This is a genomic window from Serratia sp. AKBS12 (assembly GCF_024793895.1).
Taxonomy (GTDB): domain Bacteria; phylum Pseudomonadota; class Gammaproteobacteria; order Enterobacterales; family Enterobacteriaceae; genus Serratia_F.
This window is the reverse complement of record NZ_JANUSB010000017.1, coordinates 90,112-112,247: the sequence shown is the minus strand read 5'-3', so window position 1 is coordinate 112,247 and position 22,136 is coordinate 90,112. Positions and strand designations below refer to the sequence as shown.

General features: G+C 57.2%; 20 protein-coding genes and 1 other annotated feature. Of the genes, 16 read left to right on the top strand and 4 right to left on the bottom strand.

What is annotated here, in order from left to right; all coding sequences use genetic code 11:
- Positions 1–10 precede the first annotated feature (10 nt).
- Complete coding sequence (rsmS, locus tag NYE85_RS21655; RefSeq protein WP_259006771.1) at positions 11–190, bottom strand: pleiotropic regulatory protein RsmS; 180 nt, start codon at positions 188–190, stop codon at positions 11–13.
- Between the two features lie 109 nt (positions 191–299).
- On the bottom strand, positions 300–836 hold the full coding sequence (locus NYE85_RS21650; protein ID WP_259006770.1) for a primosomal replication protein: 537 nt from the start codon (positions 834–836) through the stop codon (positions 300–302).
- 357 nt (positions 837–1,193) lie between these two features.
- Here NYE85_RS21650 and NYE85_RS21645 point away from each other — a divergent pair, with 357 nt between their 5' ends.
- From NYE85_RS21645 to NYE85_RS21570, 16 genes are all read left to right on the top strand, one after another.
- Entirely contained in the window at positions 1,194–2,525 is a 1,332-nt protein-coding gene (locus NYE85_RS21645; RefSeq protein ID WP_259006769.1) for an MFS transporter, read from the top strand.
- A 1-nt stretch (position 2,526) separates the two neighbouring features.
- Positions 2,527–3,465, top strand: a complete 939-nt coding sequence (locus NYE85_RS21640; RefSeq protein WP_259006768.1) for an aminoimidazole riboside kinase — start codon at positions 2,527–2,529, stop codon at positions 3,463–3,465.
- 16 nt (positions 3,466–3,481) lie between these two features.
- Positions 3,482–4,522, top strand: a complete 1,041-nt coding sequence (locus NYE85_RS21635) for an ADP-ribosylglycohydrolase family protein (protein WP_259006767.1) — start codon at positions 3,482–3,484, stop codon at positions 4,520–4,522.
- Between the two features lie 61 nt (positions 4,523–4,583).
- On the top strand, positions 4,584–5,318 hold the full coding sequence (locus tag NYE85_RS21630) for a GntR family transcriptional regulator (protein ID WP_309600887.1): 735 nt from the start codon (positions 4,584–4,586) through the stop codon (positions 5,316–5,318).
- Between the two features lie 47 nt (positions 5,319–5,365).
- On the top strand, positions 5,366–5,746 hold the full coding sequence (locus NYE85_RS21625) for a DUF454 family protein (RefSeq protein WP_259006765.1): 381 nt from the start codon (positions 5,366–5,368) through the stop codon (positions 5,744–5,746).
- A 268-nt stretch (positions 5,747–6,014) separates the two neighbouring features.
- Complete coding sequence (gene apt / locus NYE85_RS21620) at positions 6,015–6,566, top strand: adenine phosphoribosyltransferase (protein WP_259006764.1); 552 nt, start codon at positions 6,015–6,017, stop codon at positions 6,564–6,566.
- Between the two features lie 148 nt (positions 6,567–6,714).
- Positions 6,715–8,676 carry a DNA polymerase III subunit gamma/tau gene (gene dnaX, locus NYE85_RS21615; protein WP_259006763.1) on the top strand — a complete coding sequence of 654 codons (1,962 nt, stop codon included), beginning with the start codon at positions 6,715–6,717 and terminating at the stop codon, positions 8,674–8,676.
- Positions 8,009–8,073: a sequence feature (DnaX frameshifting element), on the top strand. Its footprint overlaps the gene before it by 65 nt.
- Positions 8,677–8,718: 42 nt before the next feature.
- A complete protein-coding gene (locus tag NYE85_RS21610) occupies positions 8,719–9,048 on the top strand; it encodes a YbaB/EbfC family nucleoid-associated protein (RefSeq protein ID WP_004954498.1) in 330 nt (109 codons plus the stop codon).
- Positions 9,048–9,653 (top strand): recombination mediator RecR, encoded by a 606-nt coding sequence (gene recR, locus NYE85_RS21605; protein WP_259006762.1) that lies wholly within the window; start codon positions 9,048–9,050, stop codon positions 9,651–9,653. Before NYE85_RS21610 ends, recR begins: the two co-directional genes overlap by 1 nt.
- 144 nt (positions 9,654–9,797) lie before the next feature.
- Positions 9,798–11,669, top strand: coding sequence for a molecular chaperone HtpG (gene htpG, locus NYE85_RS21600; protein ID WP_259006761.1), 1,872 nt, complete (start codon positions 9,798–9,800; stop codon positions 11,667–11,669).
- Positions 11,670–11,865: 196 nt separating this feature from the next.
- Positions 11,866–12,510, top strand: coding sequence for an adenylate kinase (gene adk, locus NYE85_RS21595; RefSeq protein ID WP_259006760.1), 645 nt, complete (start codon positions 11,866–11,868; stop codon positions 12,508–12,510).
- A 163-nt stretch (positions 12,511–12,673) separates the two neighbouring features.
- Positions 12,674–13,807 (top strand): sugar diacid recognition domain-containing protein, encoded by a 1,134-nt coding sequence (locus NYE85_RS21590; protein WP_259006759.1) that lies wholly within the window; start codon positions 12,674–12,676, stop codon positions 13,805–13,807.
- A gap of 120 nt (positions 13,808–13,927) precedes the next feature.
- The gene (locus tag NYE85_RS21585) at positions 13,928–15,193 is read left to right on the top strand and encodes a GntP family permease (RefSeq protein WP_259006758.1); all 1,266 of its coding nucleotides are present in this window, start codon (positions 13,928–13,930) and stop codon (positions 15,191–15,193) included.
- 10 nt (positions 15,194–15,203) lie between these two features.
- Positions 15,204–16,352, top strand: a complete 1,149-nt coding sequence (locus NYE85_RS21580) for a glycerate kinase (protein ID WP_259007009.1) — start codon at positions 15,204–15,206, stop codon at positions 16,350–16,352.
- Positions 16,353–16,460: 108 nt separating this feature from the next.
- Positions 16,461–17,423: a ferrochelatase gene (gene hemH / locus NYE85_RS21575; RefSeq protein WP_259006757.1), complete on the top strand. Its 963-nt coding sequence runs from the start codon at positions 16,461–16,463 to the stop codon at positions 17,421–17,423.
- 78 nt (positions 17,424–17,501) lie between these two features.
- Positions 17,502–18,806 carry an inosine/guanosine kinase gene (locus NYE85_RS21570; RefSeq protein WP_259006756.1) on the top strand — a complete coding sequence of 435 codons (1,305 nt, stop codon included), beginning with the start codon at positions 17,502–17,504 and terminating at the stop codon, positions 18,804–18,806.
- 66 nt (positions 18,807–18,872) lie between these two features.
- On the opposite strand, the gene ybaL is transcribed toward NYE85_RS21570, so the two are convergent.
- Entirely contained in the window at positions 18,873–20,567 is a 1,695-nt protein-coding gene (ybaL, locus tag NYE85_RS21565) for a YbaL family putative K(+) efflux transporter (protein WP_259006755.1), read from the bottom strand.
- A gap of 233 nt (positions 20,568–20,800) precedes the next feature.
- On the bottom strand, positions 20,801–22,021 hold the full coding sequence (locus NYE85_RS21560) for an MFS transporter (protein ID WP_259006754.1): 1,221 nt from the start codon (positions 22,019–22,021) through the stop codon (positions 20,801–20,803).
- Between the last annotated feature and the right edge of the window lie 115 nt (positions 22,022–22,136).

Genomic DNA, 22,136 nt, shown 5'->3' with positions numbered 1-22,136 from the left:
TGAAGCACGGTTAAGGGTTGCCGGGCAGATACGGCGTGGCGGCGCCGCTGCGCTGCATTTTTTCCTGATAGTCGCGTTTGACGATATCCAGCGCCGCCAGCGCGGTGGCTGGATCGATCTCGTTACATTCCAGCAGGTAAATCAGATCGACTGCCAGCTGCAATTCTGGTGAAGCATTTTCTAGGGACATAAATCCAACATTATTTGGTTTGCGATGGGTGAATGAATTCTGACACTGGCTGAGTATAGTGAACCCTGGCCGGGGAGGGGAATATTCCTTCAAATAATGTGATAAAACTTCAAAAACCGTTTTCTTTTCTTTCAATACTGCGCTCTATGCGTGCCAACGCTTGACGGCATCGCATCAGACGGCCTTCGAGCGCCGCCAGCTCCTGCTGTATTTTTTGCTGCCCTGCCAGAGTGGTTTGTCGGCCCAACAGACTTTCGCGATCCTGGATCATCGCCAGCAAACGGCGCTCATAATCCTGATGCTCTGCCAGCTTATGGTACAGATCGACCTGCGCCGGCGCTTTGGGCTGATTCTGACGCCGCAGCGCCTGGGTTGCCAGTTCACGTTGCAGCGCGCCGATCTGTGCGACCAATTTTTCCGCCAGGAACGCCACTTGCGCGTTGCGGTTGTCATGGACGGCGGTTTGCAATTGGCTGAAGTTCTTCTGTACCTGCGCCAGGTAATCTCGCAGTCGCGTCCCGTGGTTGGCGAATAACGCGCTATCGAAGCGCGCCTGCGAAACCGCTGCATCGCCGCGCGGCGTTACTTCACTGGCAAGCGCCGCGATTTGCTGCTGCAAAGCCTGTAATAAATGCTGCGTATTCACGCCGTTCCCCATGTGGTACTTAAAGAAGCCTAGCTTGCCCGCGATAGGCGTTTGATACAAGTATCATCGCTATCCTTATCTGTTTCCCAGTAGATTGAATACGATAGGTTTTCATTGTAACCGCACCGATGCTAACGCTGCCTGCGGGCCTTTTTTTGTGATCGCAATTAAAAAGTATAACAGTATACCTTTATATTTTTATCGACTTCACTACACTGGGGTTGTGCCAGCGTTCCAGGGGGTGAGGCAAGCGAACCGGCTTGTGTCGCCAACAACCCAGCCTGAACGGCCAGGTTGTGAATAATAAAAATGGCCCGCCGTTGTTGCCGGCGTCATACGTTATTAAAAGGTGCTCAGATGAAACTGTCAGTAATAGAGAAAATAGGCTTTGGCGCCGGGGATATGGCAATCAATATCATCATGATTGCGATGCAATTGTTGCTGGCCTATTTTTATACCGACGTATACGGTTTGCATGCGGTCGACGTCGGCGTGTTATTTATGGTGGTGCGTTTTCTTGACGCCATTATCGACCCGTTGATGGGAATGTATACCGACAAGGTCAATACACGCTGGGGGCGTTACCGTCCTTATCTATTATGGTTTGCGCTGCCGTTTGGTTTTGCGGTCTACCTGATGTTTATTACGCCGGACGTTGCCTATACTGCAAAATTGGCCTGGGCCTATTTTACCTACATACTGATGACCGTGGTTTATACCGCGATAACCATTCCTTATATCTCGATGATTGGCGTTATTACCGACGACCCGCTAGAGCGGTTGAGCGCGAATGGTTATCGCTTTGTGATGACCAAGATTGCCGCGTTTCTGGTAACCATCATTGTGCCGATAATGGCGGTGTGGCTCGGCCAGGGTAACAAGGCGCTGGGCTATCAGTTGTCGATGGGGCTGATGGGGGCGGTCGGGGCGGCGTTGTTCATCTTCTGCTTCCTGGCCACGCGCGAACGCAGCCGGCCAGAAATCCCCACCATGCGCAGCGGCGAACAGTTCAGACTGTTGTTGCGTAACGATCAGTGGTTACTGCTGGGGGTGGTGATCATGCTGCTGATGTGCGGATATGTGATTCGTGGTTCGGTGGCGGCGTATTATGCCAAATATTATCTAAACGGCGGCGACGCGTTAATTTCACCTTTTTTGACCATCGGCGTAGTGGCTTCGATATTGGCAATGATATCCACCACCTATATAACCCGAGCATATGACAAGATAAAACTGTTCCGCCACAGCCAGATGATGACCTTTATTCTGAGTCTGGCGATGTATTTTCTGGTGGGGCAGGGCGATCTGTGGTTGGCTTTTGTCGCCTATTTCCTGATTAACTATTTTTGCGATATGCAAATGCCGATTTTCTGGTCGTCGATTGCCGAGGCGGTAGATTACGGTGAAAACAAAAATGGCAAACGGGTTTCCGGTCTGGCTTTTGGTGGCATCCTGTTTTTCCAGAAGTTCGGCATGGGCATCGCCGGGGGAATATTGGGTTTTCTGCTGAGTTATTTCGGTTATCAGCCGGATGCGCAGCAATCGCCAACGGCATTGGCCGGAATAGCGCTAATGATGACGGTTATTCCTGCCCTGTTTCATTTCGCCATTAGCCTGATAATGAAGCGTTACATTATTAATAATCATTACTACGCCGAGCTGAAATTAGTGCTTGGCAAGCGAGGCTGATATGCAGGCTAAAAATACCGTATGGGTAATTGGCGATGCCTCGGTCGATCTGGTGCCCGACGACCAACAACGCTATTTGAAATGCCCCGGCGGCGCGTCAGCCAATGTTGCGGTCTGTATCGCACGGCTGGCCGGCCATTGCGGCTTTATTGGCCGGCTTGGGCTGGACCCGGTTGGGCACTTTCTGGCGCAAACCCTGCGGCGTGAAGGGGTCGACATTGGTCATCTGACGCTCGACCCGGCGCTGAAAACCGCGGTACTGATTGTCGATCTGGCGGCAGACGGCGAGCGCTCGTTCAGTTATCTGGTGGCCCCCAGCGCCGACAGTTTTGTCTGCGCGGCCGATCTACCGCCGTTTGCTGCCAATCAATGGTTTTACTTCAACTCCATCGGCCTGATTCGCCAGCCCGCGCGTGACGCTTGCCTGCAAGGCGCTCGGCGCATGCGTCTGGCGCAGGGTTCCGTGCTGTTTGACGTCAACCTGCGCGAAGCCATGTGGGACCGCCCGGCCGACATTGCGCCACAAATCGAAAATGCCATTGCCCAGGCGGATATCTGCAAGATTTCGGCCGATGAGCTGTGTCGACTGACTCAACGGCAGGACTGGCATTCCGCCCGTTACTACGCCCGCGAACTGGGCTGTCCGACCACCGTCATTTCGCTCGGCGAAGCGGGGGCGTATCTGATACATCAACGGCAAGAGCGGCATTACCCGGCGCTGCCGGTGCAGGTTGTCGACACCACCGGCGCGGGCGATGCCTTTGTCGGCGGATTACTTATCGAGCTGGCGAAGCAACCGGATTGGCGGCAGCAACCGCTCACCTCGGCGATGAACGTCGCCAATTTTTGCGGTGCGGCGGCGGTGACACAAAAAGGCGCCATGACGGCGCTGCCAGATGCCGAACAACTGGCGGCATTTATGACCCATCAGATGCGATAAACCCAAGGAGACTTTGATGAACGCAAATTACGACCATGTTTTAGGCTGCCTGATCGGCGCCGCTGCTGCTGATGCGATGGGCGCAGCAACGGAGGTACGAACGCAACAACAGATAAAAGACACTTTTGGCGGCTGGGTGACCACCTTTGTCAAACCGCCGGCGGATACCTTTGGGCGCTGTAACGAGGCCGGCATGTGCACTGACGATTTTATTCAGGCGAAATATATTATGGATGCGCTGCTAACTCATGGGCGTAAAGTCACAGACTCGGCGATGAAAGAAGCCTTTCAACGCTGGCTGGATTACCCCTTTTATGCCAATTTTACCGGCCCGACGACGCGCGCGGCAATGAAGGCCATTTTCAACGATCGGCGTGCATCGTTGCAGGGCGAGCTGGAAGGGGAAAAGCAGTCGGTGCAGATCATCAACGGTGGCAACGCGGCAGCCACCAACGGCTCGGCGATGAAGATCTGGCCTGCCGCGGTGCTGCACCCAGGCGATCTGGAGGGTGCGATCCAGTGTGCGCTCGACATTGCGCGCTTTACCCACAATAACGTTTTGGCAATGTCTGGTGCAGCCGCGATGGCGGCAGCGATCGCCGAAGCACTCTCGTCCAGCGCCAGCAGCGCGTCGATCGTCGCCGCGTCGATCTATGGAGCGGATAAGGGGCTGGCTCTGGCTGCAGAGCAGGGAGCAATGGCGATCGCCGGGCCGTCGGTCGGTCGGCGCATCGAACTGGCCGTTGCCATTGGCAAGCGTCATCGCCACTGGGAAACCGCGATCGTCGAACTGAACGATATTATCGGCACCGGGTTGCACGTCAGTGAGGCGGTTCCCGCGGCGCTGGGGTTATTTGCCTGCTGTGCCGCCACGCCGGTTGATGCTATTATTTCCGCCGTTAATATCGGTAATGACACGGATACCGTCGCAACCATGGTCGGCGCGATTTCAGGGGCATACCATGGTGCCGCGGCCTGGCCTGAACATTACCTGCCTCTGCTGGATAAAATGAATCATTTCTCGCTGGAGGCGCTGGCGCGTTCAATAACCGAATAATGCATAACCAAGGGAAAGCGCTGCAACTTTCCCTTCCAACCTGACCAGGCGAGGTTTTACGTTGGTGGTAGATAAGGCGAGCTATACGCCATTATACAAGCAGTTATATTCCATTATCTGCCATCGGATCCTTGACGGCACATACCGGCTGGGCGATCGCCTGCCGACGCAAAAAGACATCGCCCGCCAGTTTGATGTATCGCTGATCGTGGTAAAGCAGGCGTGGAACGCGCTGGTGGAAAGCGGCATCATTGCCTCGCAGCGCGGCACCGGCTCGGTGGTCAATGCGTTGCCAGAGGGAGCAAGTTACGGTCATACCTTCCGCGGCATCACCGCCGACCTCAGTTTTTCCCAGATCCGCATCGACAGTCAGATCCTCGACATTGCGCAACGCAGCGCCAAAGATGCCCTGCTGGATGGGCTGAACCTGCCGCCCGGCAATAAGTATCTGTTTATTTCGCGCGTGCGTTCCGCCAAGGGCAAGCCGTTCAACCATGAGAAAATCTACATCAATCTGTCTTTTTTTCCCGGACTGCAATTGCAGCCGCAGGATCTGGCCAATCAGTCGCTCTACCAGTTGCTGATGACGCGCTATCAGATCGCCATTGGCTCCGCGGTGGAAAAAATCGACGCCATCTTGCCGTCCCGGGAGCTGTGTGAACTGCTGCAGGTAGCGTCAAATACGCCGTTACTGTCGGTTGCTCGGCAAACCTTTCTCAGTGGTGCCGATCAGCCGTTTGAATATTGCCGTTATGTGGTGCTCTCGGAATATTTTGGCGATATTCATTATCAGTAGTTCCGGTGTTACAGTCATTGGCATACTGTCTGGCTAAAAGGATCGGCATGACGCGTTGGCTATTGATCGCTGTAGGTTGGCTAGCGGTGGCGTTGGCTACGCTGGGCGTGGTATTGCCGCTGTTGCCGACCACCCCCTTTCTGCTGTTGGCGGCCTGGTGTTTCGCCCGCTCGTCGCCGCGTTTTCACCATTGGCTGTTATATCAATCATGGTTTGGTGGTTACCTGCGCCATTGGCAACGCCACCGCGCATTGCCGCCGGGCGCCAAATGGAAGGCCATGCTGTTTATTGTGCTGACTTTTGCCGTGTCGCTATGGCTGGTGAAAATCTGGTGGGTGCGCGGCCTGCTGCTGGTGATGCTGGCGACGCTGTTGATCGTCATGCTGCGCCTGCCGGTGGTCGATGCGGATCAGCACAAACGGCGCTGAAGGCAGGCTAGAATTCTTGTTAGCCTGACGTCGCCATCTGACGGCAAGCGTATGAATCCACTGGCCCCGCCGGCGTTTTCCCAGCCCCGTGGGGCATGAAAGATGAAGGGTAGAGTTGCAATTGTCTGCCAGTTTGCATAGATTTGGGCGTTTTCGTGCGCGGGAACCCTCCCTGAACGTCCTTGATTAATGGTTTCGCCCTAATGGGTGAAGCAGGATATCAGGCGGCCTGCGTTCCAGTTTCAAGCAGTTTTATCAGGCAATAATTATGACCGCTACTGCGCAGCAGCTTCAGTTTATCAAAGACAGTATCAAAACCATCCCGGATTACCCTAAGCCGGGCATCCTGTTCCGTGACGTCACCAGCCTGCTGGAAAATCCGCTGGCTTACGCTGCCAGCATCGAGTTGCTGGTTGAGCGTTATCGCGAAGCAGGTATCACCAAAGTGGTCGGTACCGAAGCGCGTGGTTTTCTGTTTGGCGCGCCGGTAGCGCTGGCATTGGGCGTTGGTTTTGTGCCGGTACGCAAGCCGGGCAAATTGCCGCGTGCCACGCTGATCGAAAGCTATGAGCTGGAATACGGCACCGACCAGCTTGAAATCCACAGCGATGCCATCACCGCAGACGACGTGGTATTGGTGGTGGACGATCTGCTGGCGACCGGCGGTACCATCGAAGCCACCGCCAAACTGATCCGTCGTTTGGGCGGCCAGGTGAAAGACGCCGCCTTCATCATCAACCTGCCGGATCTCGGCGGTGAAGCACGTCTGAACCAGCTCGGCATCGACTGCTACAGCCTGGTCAACTTCGCCGGCCATTGATTTAGCATTCAACCCCGATCAAAATCGAGCGACTGGCACACAGGCCGTTGGCCAACGGCGCTGTCGCTCGAAACAGAATGGGCTATCGCGGATCGCCGCACTGCTGTGTTAGCATGACCCTCCAGATTATTCGACTTCTCCGGTATTAATGAGCTATCAGGTTCTCGCCCGTAAGTGGCGCCCCCAAACCTTTGCAGATGTGGTTGGGCAAGAACACGTCCTGACCGCACTGGCCAACGGCCTAACGCTTGGGCGGATTCATCATGCCTATCTGTTTTCGGGCACGCGCGGCGTGGGTAAGACCACCATCGCCCGCCTGTTGGCCAAAGGCCTTAACTGTGAAACCGGCATTACCGCTACCCCGTGTGGCCAATGTGATAACTGCCGCGAGATTGAGCAGGGGCGTTTTGTCGATCTTATCGAGATCGATGCGGCCTCCAGAACCAAGGTGGAAGACACGCGCGATCTGCTGGACAACGTGCAGTACGCGCCAGCGCGCGGCCGTTTCAAGGTCTACCTGATCGATGAAGTGCACATGCTGTCACGCCATAGCTTCAATGCGTTGTTGAAAACGCTGGAAGAGCCGCCGGCGCATGTGAAATTTTTATTGGCGACCACCGATCCGCAAAAGCTGCCGGTGACCATTCTGTCACGCTGCCTGCAATTCCATTTGAAGGCGCTGGACGTGGAGCAAATCCGCAACCAGTTGGAAACGGTACTACAGGCGGAACAGATCGCGAGCGACGCCCGCGCCCTGCAACTGTTGGCGCGCGCCGCCGACGGCAGCATGCGTGACGCCCTCAGCCTGACCGATCAGGCGATCGCCATGGGCGAGGGCCAGGTCACCAGCGCCACCGTCAGCCATATGCTCGGCACGCTGGACGACGAACAGCCGTTGGCGATCCTTGAAGCGCTGGTCAACGCCGACGGCGAAAAAGTGATGGCTCAGGTGGCACAAGCGGCAGCACGCGGCGTCGATTGGGAAAGCCTGCTGGTGGAAACCCTGGCGCTGCTGCATCGCATTGCGATGGTGCAATTGCTGCCCTCGGTGCTGGATCATCATTACGCCGCTATCGAACAGCGACTGCGTGAGCTGGCGCGCAGCTTGCCGCCTGCCGACGTGCAACTGTATTACCAGACATTGCTGGTGGGTCGTAAAGAGCTGGCTTATGCACCCGATCGCCGCATGGGCGTAGAGATGACCCTGTTACGTGCGTTGGCGTTTCATCCCAAGGCGCAGATCCCCGAGCCGGCAGCGATTACCTCAACGTCCTCGGCGCAGGGCGTGACGTCGGCCGTCCCGGCGGCGCAGGCACCGGCAACAGCGCCGCCATCGTCAGAGGCACCGCCGCCGTTAGGGCAGGCCGCGGCTTCGTCACAGGCGGTAAATTTACCGGACGCCACCGCGCAGTTATTGAAGGCGCGCACCCAGTTGCAGCGGCAACAGGGGGCATCTACACCAAAAAAGAGTGAGCCGGCGGCGCCAGGAAGAGCGCGGCCGGCAAACTCGGCACTGGAGCGATTGGCTTCCGTGACTGAGCGCAGCCAGCAGCGTCAGGCGGAAAAAATCGTCAAGGAAAAACCGGCCAAGCCGGAGGCGTATCGCTGGCGAGCGCAAACCGCGCCAGAAGCAGCGCCAGAACCACTGGCGACGCCAAAGGCGCTGCGTACCGCGCTGGAACATGAAAAAACCCCCGAGCTGTCGGCTAAACTGGTGGTAGAGTCAATCGCGCGCGACCCGTGGGCGGCGGAAATAGACCGGCTGACCATCCCGAAACTGGTGCAACAATTGGCGTTGAACGCCTTTAAACAGCAGTTGGAGCCCGGCAAGATTTGTCTCCATTTACGGCCTGCGCAGCGTCACCTGAACACGCCCTCGGCGCAAAAGGCATTATGCGACGCGCTCAGCGAGCTGCACGGTGGCCCGATTGAGCTGACCGTGGTGGAAGACGAAAACCCGGCGGAGCGAACGCCGCTGGAGTGGCGGCAAGCCATATATGAAGAAAAACTGGCGCAGGCGCGTCAGTCCATCGTTGCGGATACCAATATCCAGACGCTGCGTCGCTTCTTTGATGCAGATCTGGATGAAGACAGTATTCGCCCCATTTAACCGCCGCGCACCGTGCGCGGCCCATTGCTACGAGAGACGACTATGTTTGGTAAAGGCGGTCTGGGCAACCTGATGAAGCAAGCCCAGCAAATGCAGGAAAAAATGCAGCAGATGCAGGAAGAAGTCGCCAAATTGGAAGTAACTGGCGAATCCGGCGCTGGCCTGGTGAAAGTAACCATCAACGGGGCGCACAACTGCCGCCGTGTGGAAATCGATCCGAGCCTGATGGAAGACGATAAAGACATGCTGGAAGATCTGATCGCAGCCGCGTTCAATGATGCCGCACGTCGCGTTGAAGAAACCCAGAAAGAAAAAATGGCCTCGGTTTCCAGCGGCATGCAGTTGCCGCCTGGCTTTAAGATGCCGTTCTGATGCAAACCAGTCCGCTGCTTGAAACCCTGATGGAGGCGCTGCGCTGCCTGCCGGGCGTTGGCCCGAAATCGGCGCAGCGTATGGCGTTTCAGCTGCTGCAGCGCGATCGCAGTGGCGGCATGCGTCTGGCACAGGCGCTGACCCGCGCGATGTCGGAAATCGGCCATTGCGCCGATTGCCGCACCTTCACCGAGCAGGATATTTGCACCATATGCGCCAATCCGCGTCGTGCGCAAAACGGCCAGATTTGCGTGGTGGAAAGTCCGGCGGATATCCATGCCATCGAGCAGACCGGCCAGTTCGCCGGGCGCTATTTTGTGCTGATGGGCCATCTGTCGCCGCTTGACGGCATCGGACCCGGCGATATCGGCCTCGATCGGCTGGAGCAACGGCTGGAACAGGAAAGCATCAGCGAAGTGATCCTGGCCACCAACCCGACGGTGGAAGGTGAAGCAACCGCCAATTACATCGCGGAAATGTGCGGCCAGTACGGCGTACTGGCCAGCCGCATTGCGCACGGTGTGCCGGTAGGCGGCGAATTGGAAATGGTCGACGGCACCACGCTGTCGCACTCATTGGCCGGGCGCCACGCCATCAAATACTGACGCACTTCCCTGACGGGGCGGCTTCGCCCCGTTAGCTCCGGTTAAAAAATTCCCCGCCACCCGCTTGAAAAATAAGGCCCTCATCCCCACCTGATCCTCATTGTCTGTGTTTGGTTGCAATTGTCTTTGAGGTAAGCAATGAGTATGAAAGGTCAAGAAACTCGCGGATTTCAGTCTGAAGTAAAACAACTGCTTCATTTGATGATTCATTCGCTGTACTCCAATAAAGAAATTTTCCTGCGCGAACTGATTTCCAATGCCTCCGATGCGGCGGACAAACTGCGTTTCCGCGCGCTGTCTGCGCCGGAACTGTACGAAGGAGAGGGCGAGCTGCGCGTGCGTCTGTCCTTCGACAAAGAAAAACGTACTCTGACCATCGCTGATAACGGCATCGGCATGCGTCGCGATGAAGTGATCGAGAACCTCGGCACCATCGCCAAATCGGGCACCAAGGCTTTCCTCGAATCGATCGGTTCCGATCAGGCCAAAGACAGCCAGCTGATCGGCCAGTTCGGCGTTGGTTTCTACTCGGCGTTCATCGTTGCGGACAAGGTAACGGTACGCACCCGTGCTGCCGGCGCAGCTACCGATGAGGGTGTGTTCTGGGAATCTGCCGGCGAGGGCGATTACACTATTGCCGACATCAGCAAAGCCGAACGCGGCACCGAAATCACCCTGCATCTGCGCGAAGGCGAAGACGAGTATCTCGACGCCTGGCGTCTGCGTTCGGTGATCGGCAAATATTCCGATCACATTGCCTTGCCGGTAGAGATCGAAAGCAACAACGAAGAAGACGCCGACGGCGCGACTCACTGGGAGAAAATCAACAAGGCCCAGGCGCTGTGGACGCGCAGCAAGTCCGATATTACCGACGAAGAGTATAAAGAATTCTACAAACACATTGCCCACGACTTCACCGATCCGCTGAGCTGGAGCCACAACCGCGTTGAAGGCAAGCAGGAATACACCAGCCTGCTGTACATTCCGGCGCAGGCGCCGTGGGACATGTGGAACCGCGATCACAAACACGGCCTGAAACTGTACGTACAGCGCGTATTCATCATGGATGACGCAGAGCAGTTTATGCCGAACTACCTGCGCTTTGTACGCGGACTGATCGACTCCAACGATCTGCCGCTCAACGTATCGCGTGAAATTCTGCAAGACAGTCGCGTAACCCAGAATCTGCGCAGCGCACTGACCAAACGCGTATTGCAGATGCTGGAAAAACTGGCGAAGGACGATGCCGAAGCCTATCAGAAATTCTGGCAGCAATTCGGCCTGGTGCTGAAAGAAGGGCCAGCGGAAGATGCGGCGAACAAGGACGCGATTGCCAAGCTGCTGCGCTTTGCCTCTACTCACGGCGATAGCTCGGCGCAAACCGTGTCGCTGGAAGAGTACGTCGGCCGCATGAGCGAAGGACAGGATAAGATTTATTATATCACCGCCGACAGCTACGCCGCGGCCAACAGCAGCCCGCACCTGGAGCTGTTCCGCAAGAAGGGCATCGAAGTGCTGCTGCTCTCTGAGCGTATCGACGAATGGATGATGAGCTACCTGACCGAATTCGACGGCAAATCATTCCAGTCGGTCAGCAAGGCCGATGAGGCGCTGGAAAAACTGGCAGACGAAACCGAAGAGCAGAAAGAAGCTGAAAAACAGCTGGAGCCATTCATTGAACGCGTTAAAACGCTGCTGGGCGAGCGGGTGAAGGACGTGCGACTGACGCACCGTCTGACCGATACGCCGGCGATCGTGACCACCGATGCCGATGAAATGAGCACCCAGATGGCGAAACTGTTCGCTGCCGCCGGTCAACAGGCACCGGAAGTGAAGTACATTTTCGAGCTGAATCCGGAACATGCGCTGGTCAAACGCGCATCCGATGTGGGTGATAACGAACAATTCGCCGAATGGATCGACCTGTTGCTGGATCAGGCGTTGCTGGCCGAACGCGGCACGCTGGAAGATCCGAACCAGTTCATCCGACGCATGAACAAGTTGCTTTCCGCATAATTCTGATTTAACGCGCCCAAAATCATCAGGTTTTGGGCGTTTTCCCCGCTATTACCCTGGCAGTCGCGTATTTTAATCACTTTTCCTCTTGCTGATACGCAATCGATTTCCTTTCTCGTACCTTGAGCCACCCCCCGCTAAAATGGTATGGTTGAGCGTTTTCGCAATTTTATAAAAATATAAGAGGATTTACGCAATGCGTATCATTCTGCTGGGCGCTCCGGGCGCTGGTAAAGGTACTCAGGCTCAATTCATCATGGAGAAATACGCTATTCCGCAAATCTCCACCGGTGATATGTTGCGCGCAGCCGTGAAGGCCGGCACTGAACTGGGCAAGCAGGCGAAGGAAATCATGGACGCCGGCAAGCTGGTCACCGATGAGCTGGTGATTGCCCTGGTGAAAGAGCGGATCGCCCAGGAAGATTGCCGTAACGGTTTCTTGCTGGACGGTTTCCCGCGTACGATTCCACAGGCCGATGCGATGAAAGAAGCCGGCATCAAGGTGGATTACGTGCTGGAATTCGACGTACCGGATGAACTGATCGTCGATCGTATCGTCGGTCGCCGTGTGCATGCGCCATCGGGTCGCGTGTATCACGTTAAATTCAATCCACCTAAGGTCGAAGGCAAAGACGACGTGACCGGTGAAGAGCTGACCACGCGTAAAGACGACCAGGAAGAAACCGTGCGTAAACGTCTGGTGGAATACCATCAGCTGACGGCGCCACTGGTTGCCTACTACCGCCAGGAAGCCGACGCCGGCAACACCGAATACCACAAAATCAACGGCACCCGCAAAGTTGCTGAAGTGAGCGCCGAACTGGCCACCATTCTCGGCTAAGCCGAGAGATCAGTGTCAGCTAACGTCGGGCATGCGCCCGGCGTTTTTTTTTTGCTTTTTCCCCACGAAGTGTGATCCCCTTAGCTTGTTACGCCGCCGTTGATTAAATCCCTAGCGGGAATGGCGTATAACAGCCTCCATTTCAGCCGTCAGGAAGAAGCGCATGCTCAGACAGACTACTTTTCTGGAAGAATCCACCGCCCGGCAGATCGTTCAACGCGCCATGGGGATCATCAACCATTCGGTAAATGTGATGGATCACAACGGTGTCATTATCGCCTCTGGCGATCCGACGCGGCTGTTCCAGCGTCATGAAGGCGCCGTATTGGCGTTGACCGAAAACCGCGTGGTGGAAATCGATATTGCCACCGCCGCACACCTGAAAGGCGTACAACCGGGCATCAACCTGCCGTTCTGTTTCCGCAACCAGCGGGTGGGGGTGATTGGAATCTCCGGCGATCCGGCGCAGGTGCGCAATTATGCCGAACTGGTGAAGATGGCGGCCGAACTGATGGTGGAACAGGCGGCGCTGCTTGGCCAGCATCAGTGGGAAAAACGCTACCGCGAAGAACTGGCGAGCCAGCTGTTGCAAGGAACCGGAGAGCCGGCCGCGCTGGAGTCCATGGCGGCGTATCTGGGACTGGATCTGCAACAGCCGCGTATTGTGTGGATCATCGAATTGCACGATCAACAACCGCACCTGTTGCGCGAGCTGCTGCGCGAACTGGAAAACACCCAGCGTGAGGCGCTGATCGCCATGACCGACTTCAATGAACTGGTGCTGCTGCGGCCGGCCAGCCTGGCGCAGGGAGTATGGAACCTGAAGCAGGAGCGCAAGCAGGCGCAGCAATTGCAGGCCCAGTTTCAGCAGCGCTTCAACCTGCGGCTGATCGTCGGCGGGTTGTTTGGCGGCGGCGATGGCGTTTTCCGCTCCGGACTGACCGCGCGAGCCACCCAGGCGATGGCGAAGCGGCTCAAGCTGCGGCATAAACTGCTGTTTTACCCGGACTACCCGTTGCCATCACTGCTGTGCGACATGAGCGACGACTGGCGTGCGCAGGAGCTGAGTCGCCCGTGGCAGCAACTGTGCGAACACGATGAGAAAGGCGTGCTGCGCCAGACCCTGAGGCAATATTTTTACCGGAACTGTGATCAGACGCAGACCGCGGTTCAGCTTCATATCCACGTCAATACCCTGCGCTATCGACTGCAACGAATCGAGGCGATTACTGGTTTAAAAATCAATGAATTAACCGGGACGTTGCAATTGTATATCGGCATGCTGATGAATGAGTGAATTGTGCTAACCCACAACTTTGTTGCCGCCGGTCGGTGCGTTTTTTGTTGTTTCCTCTCAAGTTAATCCCGTTGTCCGGGGATATGTTGGCCAGACACCAACAACAAGAGAATAACAACAATGACTACGGTATCCACACTGGGTGCACTGGTGGCGTTGCTTGTCGCCATCGTACTGATTTTACGCAAGGTTCCGCCCGCTTACGGCATGATAGCCGGCGCGCTGGCGGGGGGATTGGTCGGCGGTGCCGATCTGGTACAGACCGTTTCGCTGATGATTACCGGCGCGCAAGGCATTACCAATGCGGTGATGCGCATCCTGGCGGCGGGCGTGCTGGCCGGGGTGCTGATCGAGTCCGGCGCGGCGCATACCATTGCCGAAACCATCGTGCGCAAAGTGGGTGAAACGCGCGCGCTGCTGGCGCTGGCAGTGGCTACACTGATCCTGACGGCGGTCGGGGTATTTATCGACGTGGCGGTGATCACTGTCGCACCGATCGCCCTGTCGATCGCACAGAAGGCGGGGATCTCACGCGTGGCGATCCTGCTGGCGATGATCGGCGGTGGCAAGGCGGGCAACGTGATGTCGCCGAACCCCAACACTATCGCGGCGGCGGATAATTTTCACGTGCCGCTAACGTCGGTGATGATGGCAGGTATTGTGCCCGGCCTGTGCGGACTGGTAGTGGCCTACCTGCTGGCCAAGCGGCTCAGCAATCGGGGCAGCATGGTCAGCGCCGAAGAGCTGACGGTGCAGGCCGAGGGCGCTCGCCCCGGTTTTATGGCGGCTATCAGCGCACCGTTGGTGGCGATCCTGCTGCTGTCGCTACGGCCGATCGCCGGGATAGCTATCGATCCATTGATCGCCTTGCCGGTTGGTGGCCTGGTCGGCGCATTGCTGATGGGACGAATTCGCCAATGCAATCAGTTTATGGTGTCGGGCCTGTCTCGCATGGCGCCGGTGGCGATCATGTTACTTGGCACCGGCACGTTGGCGGGCATCATCGCCAATTCGCAGTTAAAAGACGTCTTGATCAACGGCCTGACGCATACCGGCCTGCCAGCCTGGCTGTTGGCGCCGCTCTCCGGTGCGCTGATGTCAATGGCGACCGCCTCTACCACCGCCGGTACCGCCGTGGCCTCCGGGGTGTTCAGCAGTACGCTGCTGGAGCTGGGGGTCAGTGGTCTGGCGGGCGCGGCGATGATCCACGCCGGCGCTACGGTGCTTGACCATTTGCCGCACGGCAGCTTCTTCCACGCCACGGGCGGCAGCGTCAATATGGCGGTACACGAGCGGCTGAAACTGTTGCCGTACGAAACGCTGGTGGGCTTTACCATTGCGGCAGTCTCTGCGCTGATGTTTGGCGTATTCAATCTGGCAGGTTAAGGAAACTATGATGAAAGCGCTGAGGAAAGTGGTAATCGCTCCGGACTCCTTCAAGGAAAGCCTGAGTGCGCTGGACGTCGCAGCGGCGATTGAACGCGGGTTTCGCCAGATTTATCCCGACGTTGAATACGTCAAGTTGCCGATGGCCGACGGCGGCGAAGGCACGGTGGATTCGATGGTGGCGGCGACCGAGGGAGAAATCGTTCAGTTGTCGGTGCGCGGGCCGCTAGGCACGCCGGTTGAGGCATTTTATGGTCTGCTGGGCGACGGCGAAACGGCGGTGATTGAAATGGCGGCGGCGTCCGGTTTGCATCTGGCGCCGAGTGGCCAGCGCGATCCGTTGATCGCCACCAGCTATGGTACCGGTGAACTGATACTGGCGGCGCTCGATCGCGGCGTTAGCGCAATTATCCTCGGCATTGGCGGCAGCGCGACCAACGACGGCGGTGCCGGCATGATGCAGGCGCTGGGAGCCAGGCTGCTGGATGGGCAACAACGGTCCTTGCCGCCGGGCGGCGCGGCGTTGGCCAGCCTGGTTGAGCTTGACCTTTCCGGCGTGGATGCGCGTTTGCAGCAGGTGAAGGTTACCGTGGCCTGCGACGTGGATAATCCGCTGTGCGGCAAAAACGGCGCTTCGGCCATTTTTGGCCCGCAAAAAGGCGCGACGCCGGCGATGGTTGAGCAGTTGGATAACGCGTTGCGTCATTATGGCACCCTGTTGGAACAGACCACCGGGCGCAACGTACTCAATGCACCGGGCGCCGGGGCAGCAGGCGGTATGGGCGCGGCATTGCTCGGTATGCTTGATGCACAGCTGCGGCCAGGGATCGAAATCGTGATCGAAACCCTGCGGCTGGAAGAGGCGATCAAGGGAGCCGACCTGGTGATCACCGGCGAAGGGCGGCTCGACAGTCAGTCTATCCATGGCAAGACGCCGATTGGCGTAGCGCGCGTCGCCAAACGCCATCGGCTGCCGGTGATCGGCATTGCCGGCAGCCTGGCGGCGGATTACCAGGTGGTGCATCAGCACGGCATCGACGCGGCGTTTTCGGTGATCGATCGCATCGTGACGTTGGAGGAAGCATTGGCCGGCGCGGCGCATAACCTGGAAGTCACCGCACGCAACGTGGCGGCGGTGTGGCAACTGGCACAACGGTAAGGCCTGTCGCTGTTATCGGTTCCGATAAACCTCATTTCCGTTACAATAGGTGCAGTCAATGGTTATATCCAGGATGCGCTGGGCGTAAGGGAAACGAGGGGAACAAAGATGAAGCAAGAGAAACACGGGGTGCTGCTGGTGAACTTGGGTACGCCGGATGCCCCGACTTCGCCTGCGGTAAAACGCTACCTGAAGGAATTCCTCAGTGACGATCGCGTGGTAGATACTGCGCCGCCGATCTGGTGGCCGATTCTCAATGGGGTGATTTTGCCGATCCGCTCGCCGCGCGTTGCCAAGCTGTATCAGTCGGTATGGATGGAAGAAGGTTCACCGCTGCTGGTGTTCAGCCGCCGGCAGCAGCGGGCGCTGGCGGAAAGAATGCCGAACACGCCGGTTGAGCTTGGCATGAGCTATGGGGCGCCCAGCCTGGCACAGGCCATCGACAAACTGCTGTCGCAGGGCGTAACCCATCTGGTGGTGTTACCGCTATACCCGCAATACTCCTGTTCGACCAGCGCTGCGGTGTGGGACGGCGTGGCGCGCGTGCTCAAGGGCTATCGTCGCCTGCCATCGGTCAGCTTTATCCGCGATTACGCTGAGCACCCGGCGTATATCGCCGCACTGCGTCACAGTGTCGAACGGGCATTCGACCAGCATGGCCAGCCCGATCGGCTGTTGCTGTCGTTCCACGGCATCCCGAAACGCTACGCGCGGCTGGGGGATGACTATCCGCAACGCTGCGAAGATACTCTGCGCGCGCTGTCGGCATCGTTGCCGCTGGCGCCGGATCGCATCATGCTGACCTATCAGTCACGTTTTGGCCGCGAGCCGTGGCTGACGCCGTATACCGACGAAACGCTGAAGGCGTTACCGGCGCAGGGCGTCAAGCATATTCAGGTAATTTGCCCGGGCTTCTCGGCCGACTGTCTGGAAACGCTGGAGGAAATCAAAGAGCAGAATCGCGAAATCTTCCTGCATGCCGGCGGTGAAAAATTTGAATATATTTCAGCGCTCAATGACGATTCGGCGCATATCGACATGATGCAGGAGCTGGTGGCGCAACGCTTCTGATCGCCAACGACGTATCATTTATCCGGCGGGAATGTGTTAACATTCCCCGCCTGTTAACTGCCACTACCGCCAAATTACATGAAATTTCCTGGTAAACGTAAGTCCAAACACTATTTTCCGGTGAACGCTCGCGATCCGTTATTGCAACAGGTTCAGCCCGAAAACGAAATCAGCACCTCTTATATCGTCGGCATCGATCAAACGCTGGTTGATATTGAAGCCAAAGTGGATGACGCGTTTGTTGAGCGCTATGGCCTGAGCCTGGGCCACTCGTTGGTGATTGAAGACCAGGTCGCCGAAGCGCTGTATCAGGAATTGAGCGAAAAAAACCTGATTACTCATCAGTTTGCCGGCGGCACCATCGGCAATACGCTACATAACTATTCGGTGCTGGCGGACGATCGCTCGATCCTGCTGGGGGTCATGTGCAGCAATATCAAAATCGGCAGTTACGCCTATCGTTACCTGTGTAATACCTCCAGCCGCACCGATCTCAACTATTTGCAGGCGGTAGACGGCGCGATTGGCCGTTGTTTCACGCTGATTGGCGAAAGCGGCGAACGCACCTTTGCCATCAGTCCGGGCCAGATGAATCAGCTGCGCCCCGAAAGCATTCCGGAAGAGGTGATCGCCGGCGCGTCGGCGCTGGTGCTGACGTCGTATCTGGTGCGCTGCAAACCCGGCGAACCGATGCCGGCGGCGACCATGCAGGCGATCGCCTTTGCCAAAAAGCATGATGTGCCAGTGGTGCTGACGCTGGGCACCAAGTATGTCATCGCCGACAACCCCCAGTGGTGGCGCGATTTTCTGCGCGACAACGTGTCGATCCTGGCGATGAACGAAGACGAAGCGCTGGAGCTGACCGGTTTAAGCGATCCGTTGACTGCGTCGGATATGGCGCTGGACTGGGTCGATCTGGTGCTGTGCACCGCCGGGCCGAACGGACTGTACATGGCCGGTTATACCGAAGAAGCGACCAAACGCCAGACGCAGCACCCGTTGCTGCCGGGGCATATTGCCGAATTCAACCTTTACGAGTTCAGCCGTGCGATGCGCCGCGAGCATTGCGCAAGTCCGTTCCGCGTCTATTCGCACATCGCGCCGTACATGGGCGGGCCGGAAAAAATCATGAATACCAACGGGGCCGGTGACGGGGCGCTGTCGGCGCTGCTGCATGACATTGCCGCCAACGGTTATCACCGTAACAATGTGCCTAACTCCAGCAAGCATGCACGCAGCTACCTGACCTACTCCTCGCTGGCACAGGTGTGCAAATACGCCAACCGCGTCAGCTATCAGGTGTTGAATCAGCACTCACCGCGCCTGACGCGCGGCCTGCCGGAGCGGGAAGACAGCCTGGAAGAGTCTTACTGGGAACGGTAACCACGGTTTGTTGCCATGCCGCCCAGGCTGAGCTGTCCGGCATGGCGATCCGCCAGGTATGGCCAATCAGATTGGGCAGGCCCCGGCTTTTTCTTCTTCGCTGATATCGTCGAGCTGCAGAATATTCAGCATGCTGTTGGCGATTTCACGCTCGCCCATTACCACCTGGTCGGCGCCGCGTTCGCTAATGTAGGTCACTTCATCGTCGTAGTGGGCACGGGCGATGATGTCGATATTCGGCCGCTTGCTGCGCGCCGAGGCGACGATTTCCCCCGCCTCGTAGCCGTTCGGAATGGTCAGCAGCAGCCATCGCGCACAGTCGAGCCGCGCCAGGTCCATCACCTCTACGTTGGCGGCGTTGCCCAATACCGCTTTGACTCCCTGTTCGCGTAGCGCTTCCACTCGCGGGCGCGAGGTTTCAATCACCACCATCGGAATGCCGGCTTCGCGCAGCTTTTCGCCCAACAGGCTGCCAACGCGACCGTAGCCGACTACCAGCGCGTGGTTGCACATATCCACCGGGATCTGTTTTTCTTCTTCCACCGCCTCTTCCAGGCTCTGTTCTTCCAGGGTTTCGGTTTTCGCCAGATAACGTTCGAGCAGGGTAAACAGCAGCGGGTTGAGCATAATGGACAGGATGGCGCCAGCCAGCACCAGATTGCGGCCGTGTTCCGACATCATGCCAAGCGAAATCCCCAGACCGGCCAGAATAAAGGCGAATTCACCGATTTGCGCCAGGCTGGCGGAAATGGTCAGCGCGGTGCGCTTGGAGTGACCAAACATTCGCACCAACAGGAAGGCGGCGGCGGATTTGCCGAACACGATGATCGCCAGCGTCGCCAGCACCGCCAGCGGTTCGTTGATTAAAATCATTGGGTCGAACAGCATGCCGACCGAAACAAAGAACAGCACCGCAAAGGCATCGCGCAGCGGCAAGGTATCATGCGCTGCGCGCTGGCTCAGCTCAGATTCGTTCAGCACCATGCCGGCAAAAAAGGCGCCAAGCGCAAACGATACGTCAAACAGGCCTACGGCGCCGTAGGCGATGCCGAGCGCCAGCGCCAGCACCGCCAGGGTAAACAGCTCGCGAGAGCCGGTGCTGGCGGTCTTGGCCAGGATCCACGGCACGGCACGGCGGCCGACGACGATCATCAGCGCCATAAAGGCCACCACCTTGCCGATGGTGATTGCCAGTTCGTTCAGCAGTTGCAGGGGGCTGGCGTGGTTGCCGCCGCCCAACAGATTGCCGAAGGCCGGCAATAGCACCAGCGTCAGCACCATCGCCAGGTCTTCGACGATCAGCCAGCCGATGGCAATTTGCCCACGCTGGCTGTCGATAAGCTGCCGCTCTTCCAGCGCTCGCAGCAATACCACGGTACTGGCGGTAGACAGGCAAAGGCCAAATACCAGCCCGGAAATCAGATCCCAGCCCAGCAGATGCGACAGACCGATACCCAACAGGGTAGCGACGGCAATCTGCGCCACGGCACCGGGGATGGCGATGGATTTTACTGCCAGCAGATCTTTCAGCGAGAAGTGGAGACCGACGCCGAACATCAACAGGATCACGCCGATTTCCGCCAGCTCCGGCGCCAGTGAGGTGTCGGCGACAAAACCCGGCGTGAAGGGGCCCGCGAGTACGCCTGCGGCAAGGTATCCCACCAACGGGGAAATGCGCAGACGGTTCGCCAGCATACCGAGGAGGAAGGCGAGTACTAACCCTCCGACGATGGTGGTAATCAGCGGTGTTGAATGATGCATCAAGTCTCCTTCTTTCATGCTTGCGGGGCGGGGGCTGTTACGTATTGATACATTTAGTTTATGGCATTTGTCGATACGCCGCTTGATTAAATATTGCTATTCTGTAGAAAAATGGCCGATTGCTATGATAGCCATGCCAAGTGGCAGTTTTATGATGGATAGTGTTAAAACACTTGTGGAGACAAGGGGGAGTCCCGGCTGAAAGCTGGTTTTCAACCGGGATAAAACGACTGTTACTGCGATTTATGATCCATATTTGGCAATAGTGCGGTGATAATGCCGATCAGAGGCAGAAAAGCGCAGATTTTATAAACCAGTTCGATACTGGTGGCGTCCGCGACATAGCCGAGTACCGCCGCGCCCAACCCGCCCATGCCAAAGGCAAAACCGAAGAACAGGCCGGACACCATCCCCACTTTACCGGGGATCAGTTCTTGCGCATACACCAGAATGGCCGAGAAGGCGGAAGCCAGAATCAGGCCGATGATCACCGTCAAAATGCCGGTCCATTCCAGCGAGACGTAGGGCAGGGCCAGGGTAAACGGCGCCGCACCCAGAATGGAGGCCCAAATTACGTATTTGCGCCCGAACCGGTCGCCAATCGGCCCACCGATAATGGTGCCAGCCGCTACCGCGAACAGGAAGGCGAACAGATGGATTTGCGCACTCTGCACCGACACGCCGAATTTGTGAATCAGATAAAAAGTGTAATAGCTACTGATGCTGGTGAGATAGAAATACTTGGAAAAAATCAGTACCAGTAGAATGGTTAGCGAAAATGCGACGGTACGCTTGGGCAGCGGTTGCAACAATGATGCCGGTTTGGCCTTGCCCTGCGTGGCGCGATGCTGTTGCTGATACCATTTACTGACCTGCAGTAACACCACGATCGCCAGTAGCGCCGCCAAGGTAAACCAGGCGACATTGCCTTTGCCGTAAGGCGCAATGATCAGCGCAGCCAGCAATGGGCCAAGTGAACTACCGAAATTGCCGCCCACCTGGAACAGCGATTGCGCCAGTCCATGGCGCCCTCCGGACGCCATACGCGCCACGCGCGACGATTCTGGATGGAACACCGACGAACCGGTACCGACCAGCGCCGCCGCCAACAGTACCAGCGGGAAGGTGTTGGCCATCGACAGCAACAGCAGGCCGCACAGGGTAAAGCCCATACCGATCGGCAGCGAATAGGGTTGCGGGTGCTTGTCGGTGTAATAGCCGATCAGCGGTTGCAACAGCGAAGCGGTGAGCTGATAAGTCAGGGTAATCATGCCGATTTGCACGAAACTGAGGTTAAAGTCGGCTTGCAAAATAGGGTAAATCGCCAGGATCAGCGATTGGATCATATCGTTAAGCAGGTGTGAAACGCTGATGGCGCCCAGTATGGAAAACGCGGTGCCCTTAACCGCGCTGCCTTTGGCCGGAGGCGTGGCGATGTCGCTACGGTCAGTCATATTATTGTTAGCCTGGTAAGTTTTAGTAGACAGGCTCACATCTTAAGCAGGTTGCTGGTTTTTTGCCAGATGCGACATAATCTGACGCACATCGCAAAAAATTGAAATTAGCGGT

What these genes read in the sequence shown, in the direction of transcription:
- NYE85_RS21635 (WP_259006767.1), top strand. Translation starts at nt 3,482, where the DNA reads ATGAACGCAAATTACGACCATGTTTTAGGCTGCCTGATCGGCGCCGCT.
- hemH (WP_259006757.1), top strand. Translation starts at nt 16,461, where the DNA reads ATGAAGCAAGAGAAACACGGGGTGCTGCTGGTGAACTTGGGTACGCCG.
- adk (WP_259006760.1), top strand. Translation starts at nt 11,866, where the DNA reads ATGCGTATCATTCTGCTGGGCGCTCCGGGCGCTGGTAAAGGTACTCAG.
- ybaL (WP_259006755.1), bottom strand. Translation starts at nt 20,567, where the DNA reads ATGCATCATTCAACACCGCTGATTACCACCATCGTCGGAGGGTTAGTA.
- dnaX (WP_259006763.1), top strand. Translation starts at nt 6,715, where the DNA reads ATGAGCTATCAGGTTCTCGCCCGTAAGTGGCGCCCCCAAACCTTTGCA.
- NYE85_RS21640 (WP_259006768.1), top strand. Translation starts at nt 2,527, where the DNA reads ATGCAGGCTAAAAATACCGTATGGGTAATTGGCGATGCCTCGGTCGAT.
- NYE85_RS21585 (WP_259006758.1), top strand. Translation starts at nt 13,928, where the DNA reads ATGACTACGGTATCCACACTGGGTGCACTGGTGGCGTTGCTTGTCGCC.
- NYE85_RS21580 (WP_259007009.1), top strand. Translation starts at nt 15,204, where the DNA reads ATGAAAGCGCTGAGGAAAGTGGTAATCGCTCCGGACTCCTTCAAGGAA.
- NYE85_RS21590 (WP_259006759.1), top strand. Translation starts at nt 12,674, where the DNA reads ATGCTCAGACAGACTACTTTTCTGGAAGAATCCACCGCCCGGCAGATC.
- NYE85_RS21610 (WP_004954498.1), top strand. Translation starts at nt 8,719, where the DNA reads ATGTTTGGTAAAGGCGGTCTGGGCAACCTGATGAAGCAAGCCCAGCAA.
- htpG (WP_259006761.1), top strand. Translation starts at nt 9,798, where the DNA reads ATGAAAGGTCAAGAAACTCGCGGATTTCAGTCTGAAGTAAAACAACTG.
- NYE85_RS21645 (WP_259006769.1), top strand. Translation starts at nt 1,194, where the DNA reads ATGAAACTGTCAGTAATAGAGAAAATAGGCTTTGGCGCCGGGGATATG.
- NYE85_RS21570 (WP_259006756.1), top strand. Translation starts at nt 17,502, where the DNA reads ATGAAATTTCCTGGTAAACGTAAGTCCAAACACTATTTTCCGGTGAAC.
- recR (WP_259006762.1), top strand. Translation starts at nt 9,048, where the DNA reads ATGCAAACCAGTCCGCTGCTTGAAACCCTGATGGAGGCGCTGCGCTGC.
- NYE85_RS21560 (WP_259006754.1), bottom strand. Translation starts at nt 22,021, where the DNA reads ATGACTGACCGTAGCGACATCGCCACGCCTCCGGCCAAAGGCAGCGCG.
- NYE85_RS21625 (WP_259006765.1), top strand. Translation starts at nt 5,366, where the DNA reads ATGACGCGTTGGCTATTGATCGCTGTAGGTTGGCTAGCGGTGGCGTTG.
- rsmS (WP_259006771.1), bottom strand. Translation starts at nt 190, where the DNA reads ATGTCCCTAGAAAATGCTTCACCAGAATTGCAGCTGGCAGTCGATCTG.
- apt (WP_259006764.1), top strand. Translation starts at nt 6,015, where the DNA reads ATGACCGCTACTGCGCAGCAGCTTCAGTTTATCAAAGACAGTATCAAA.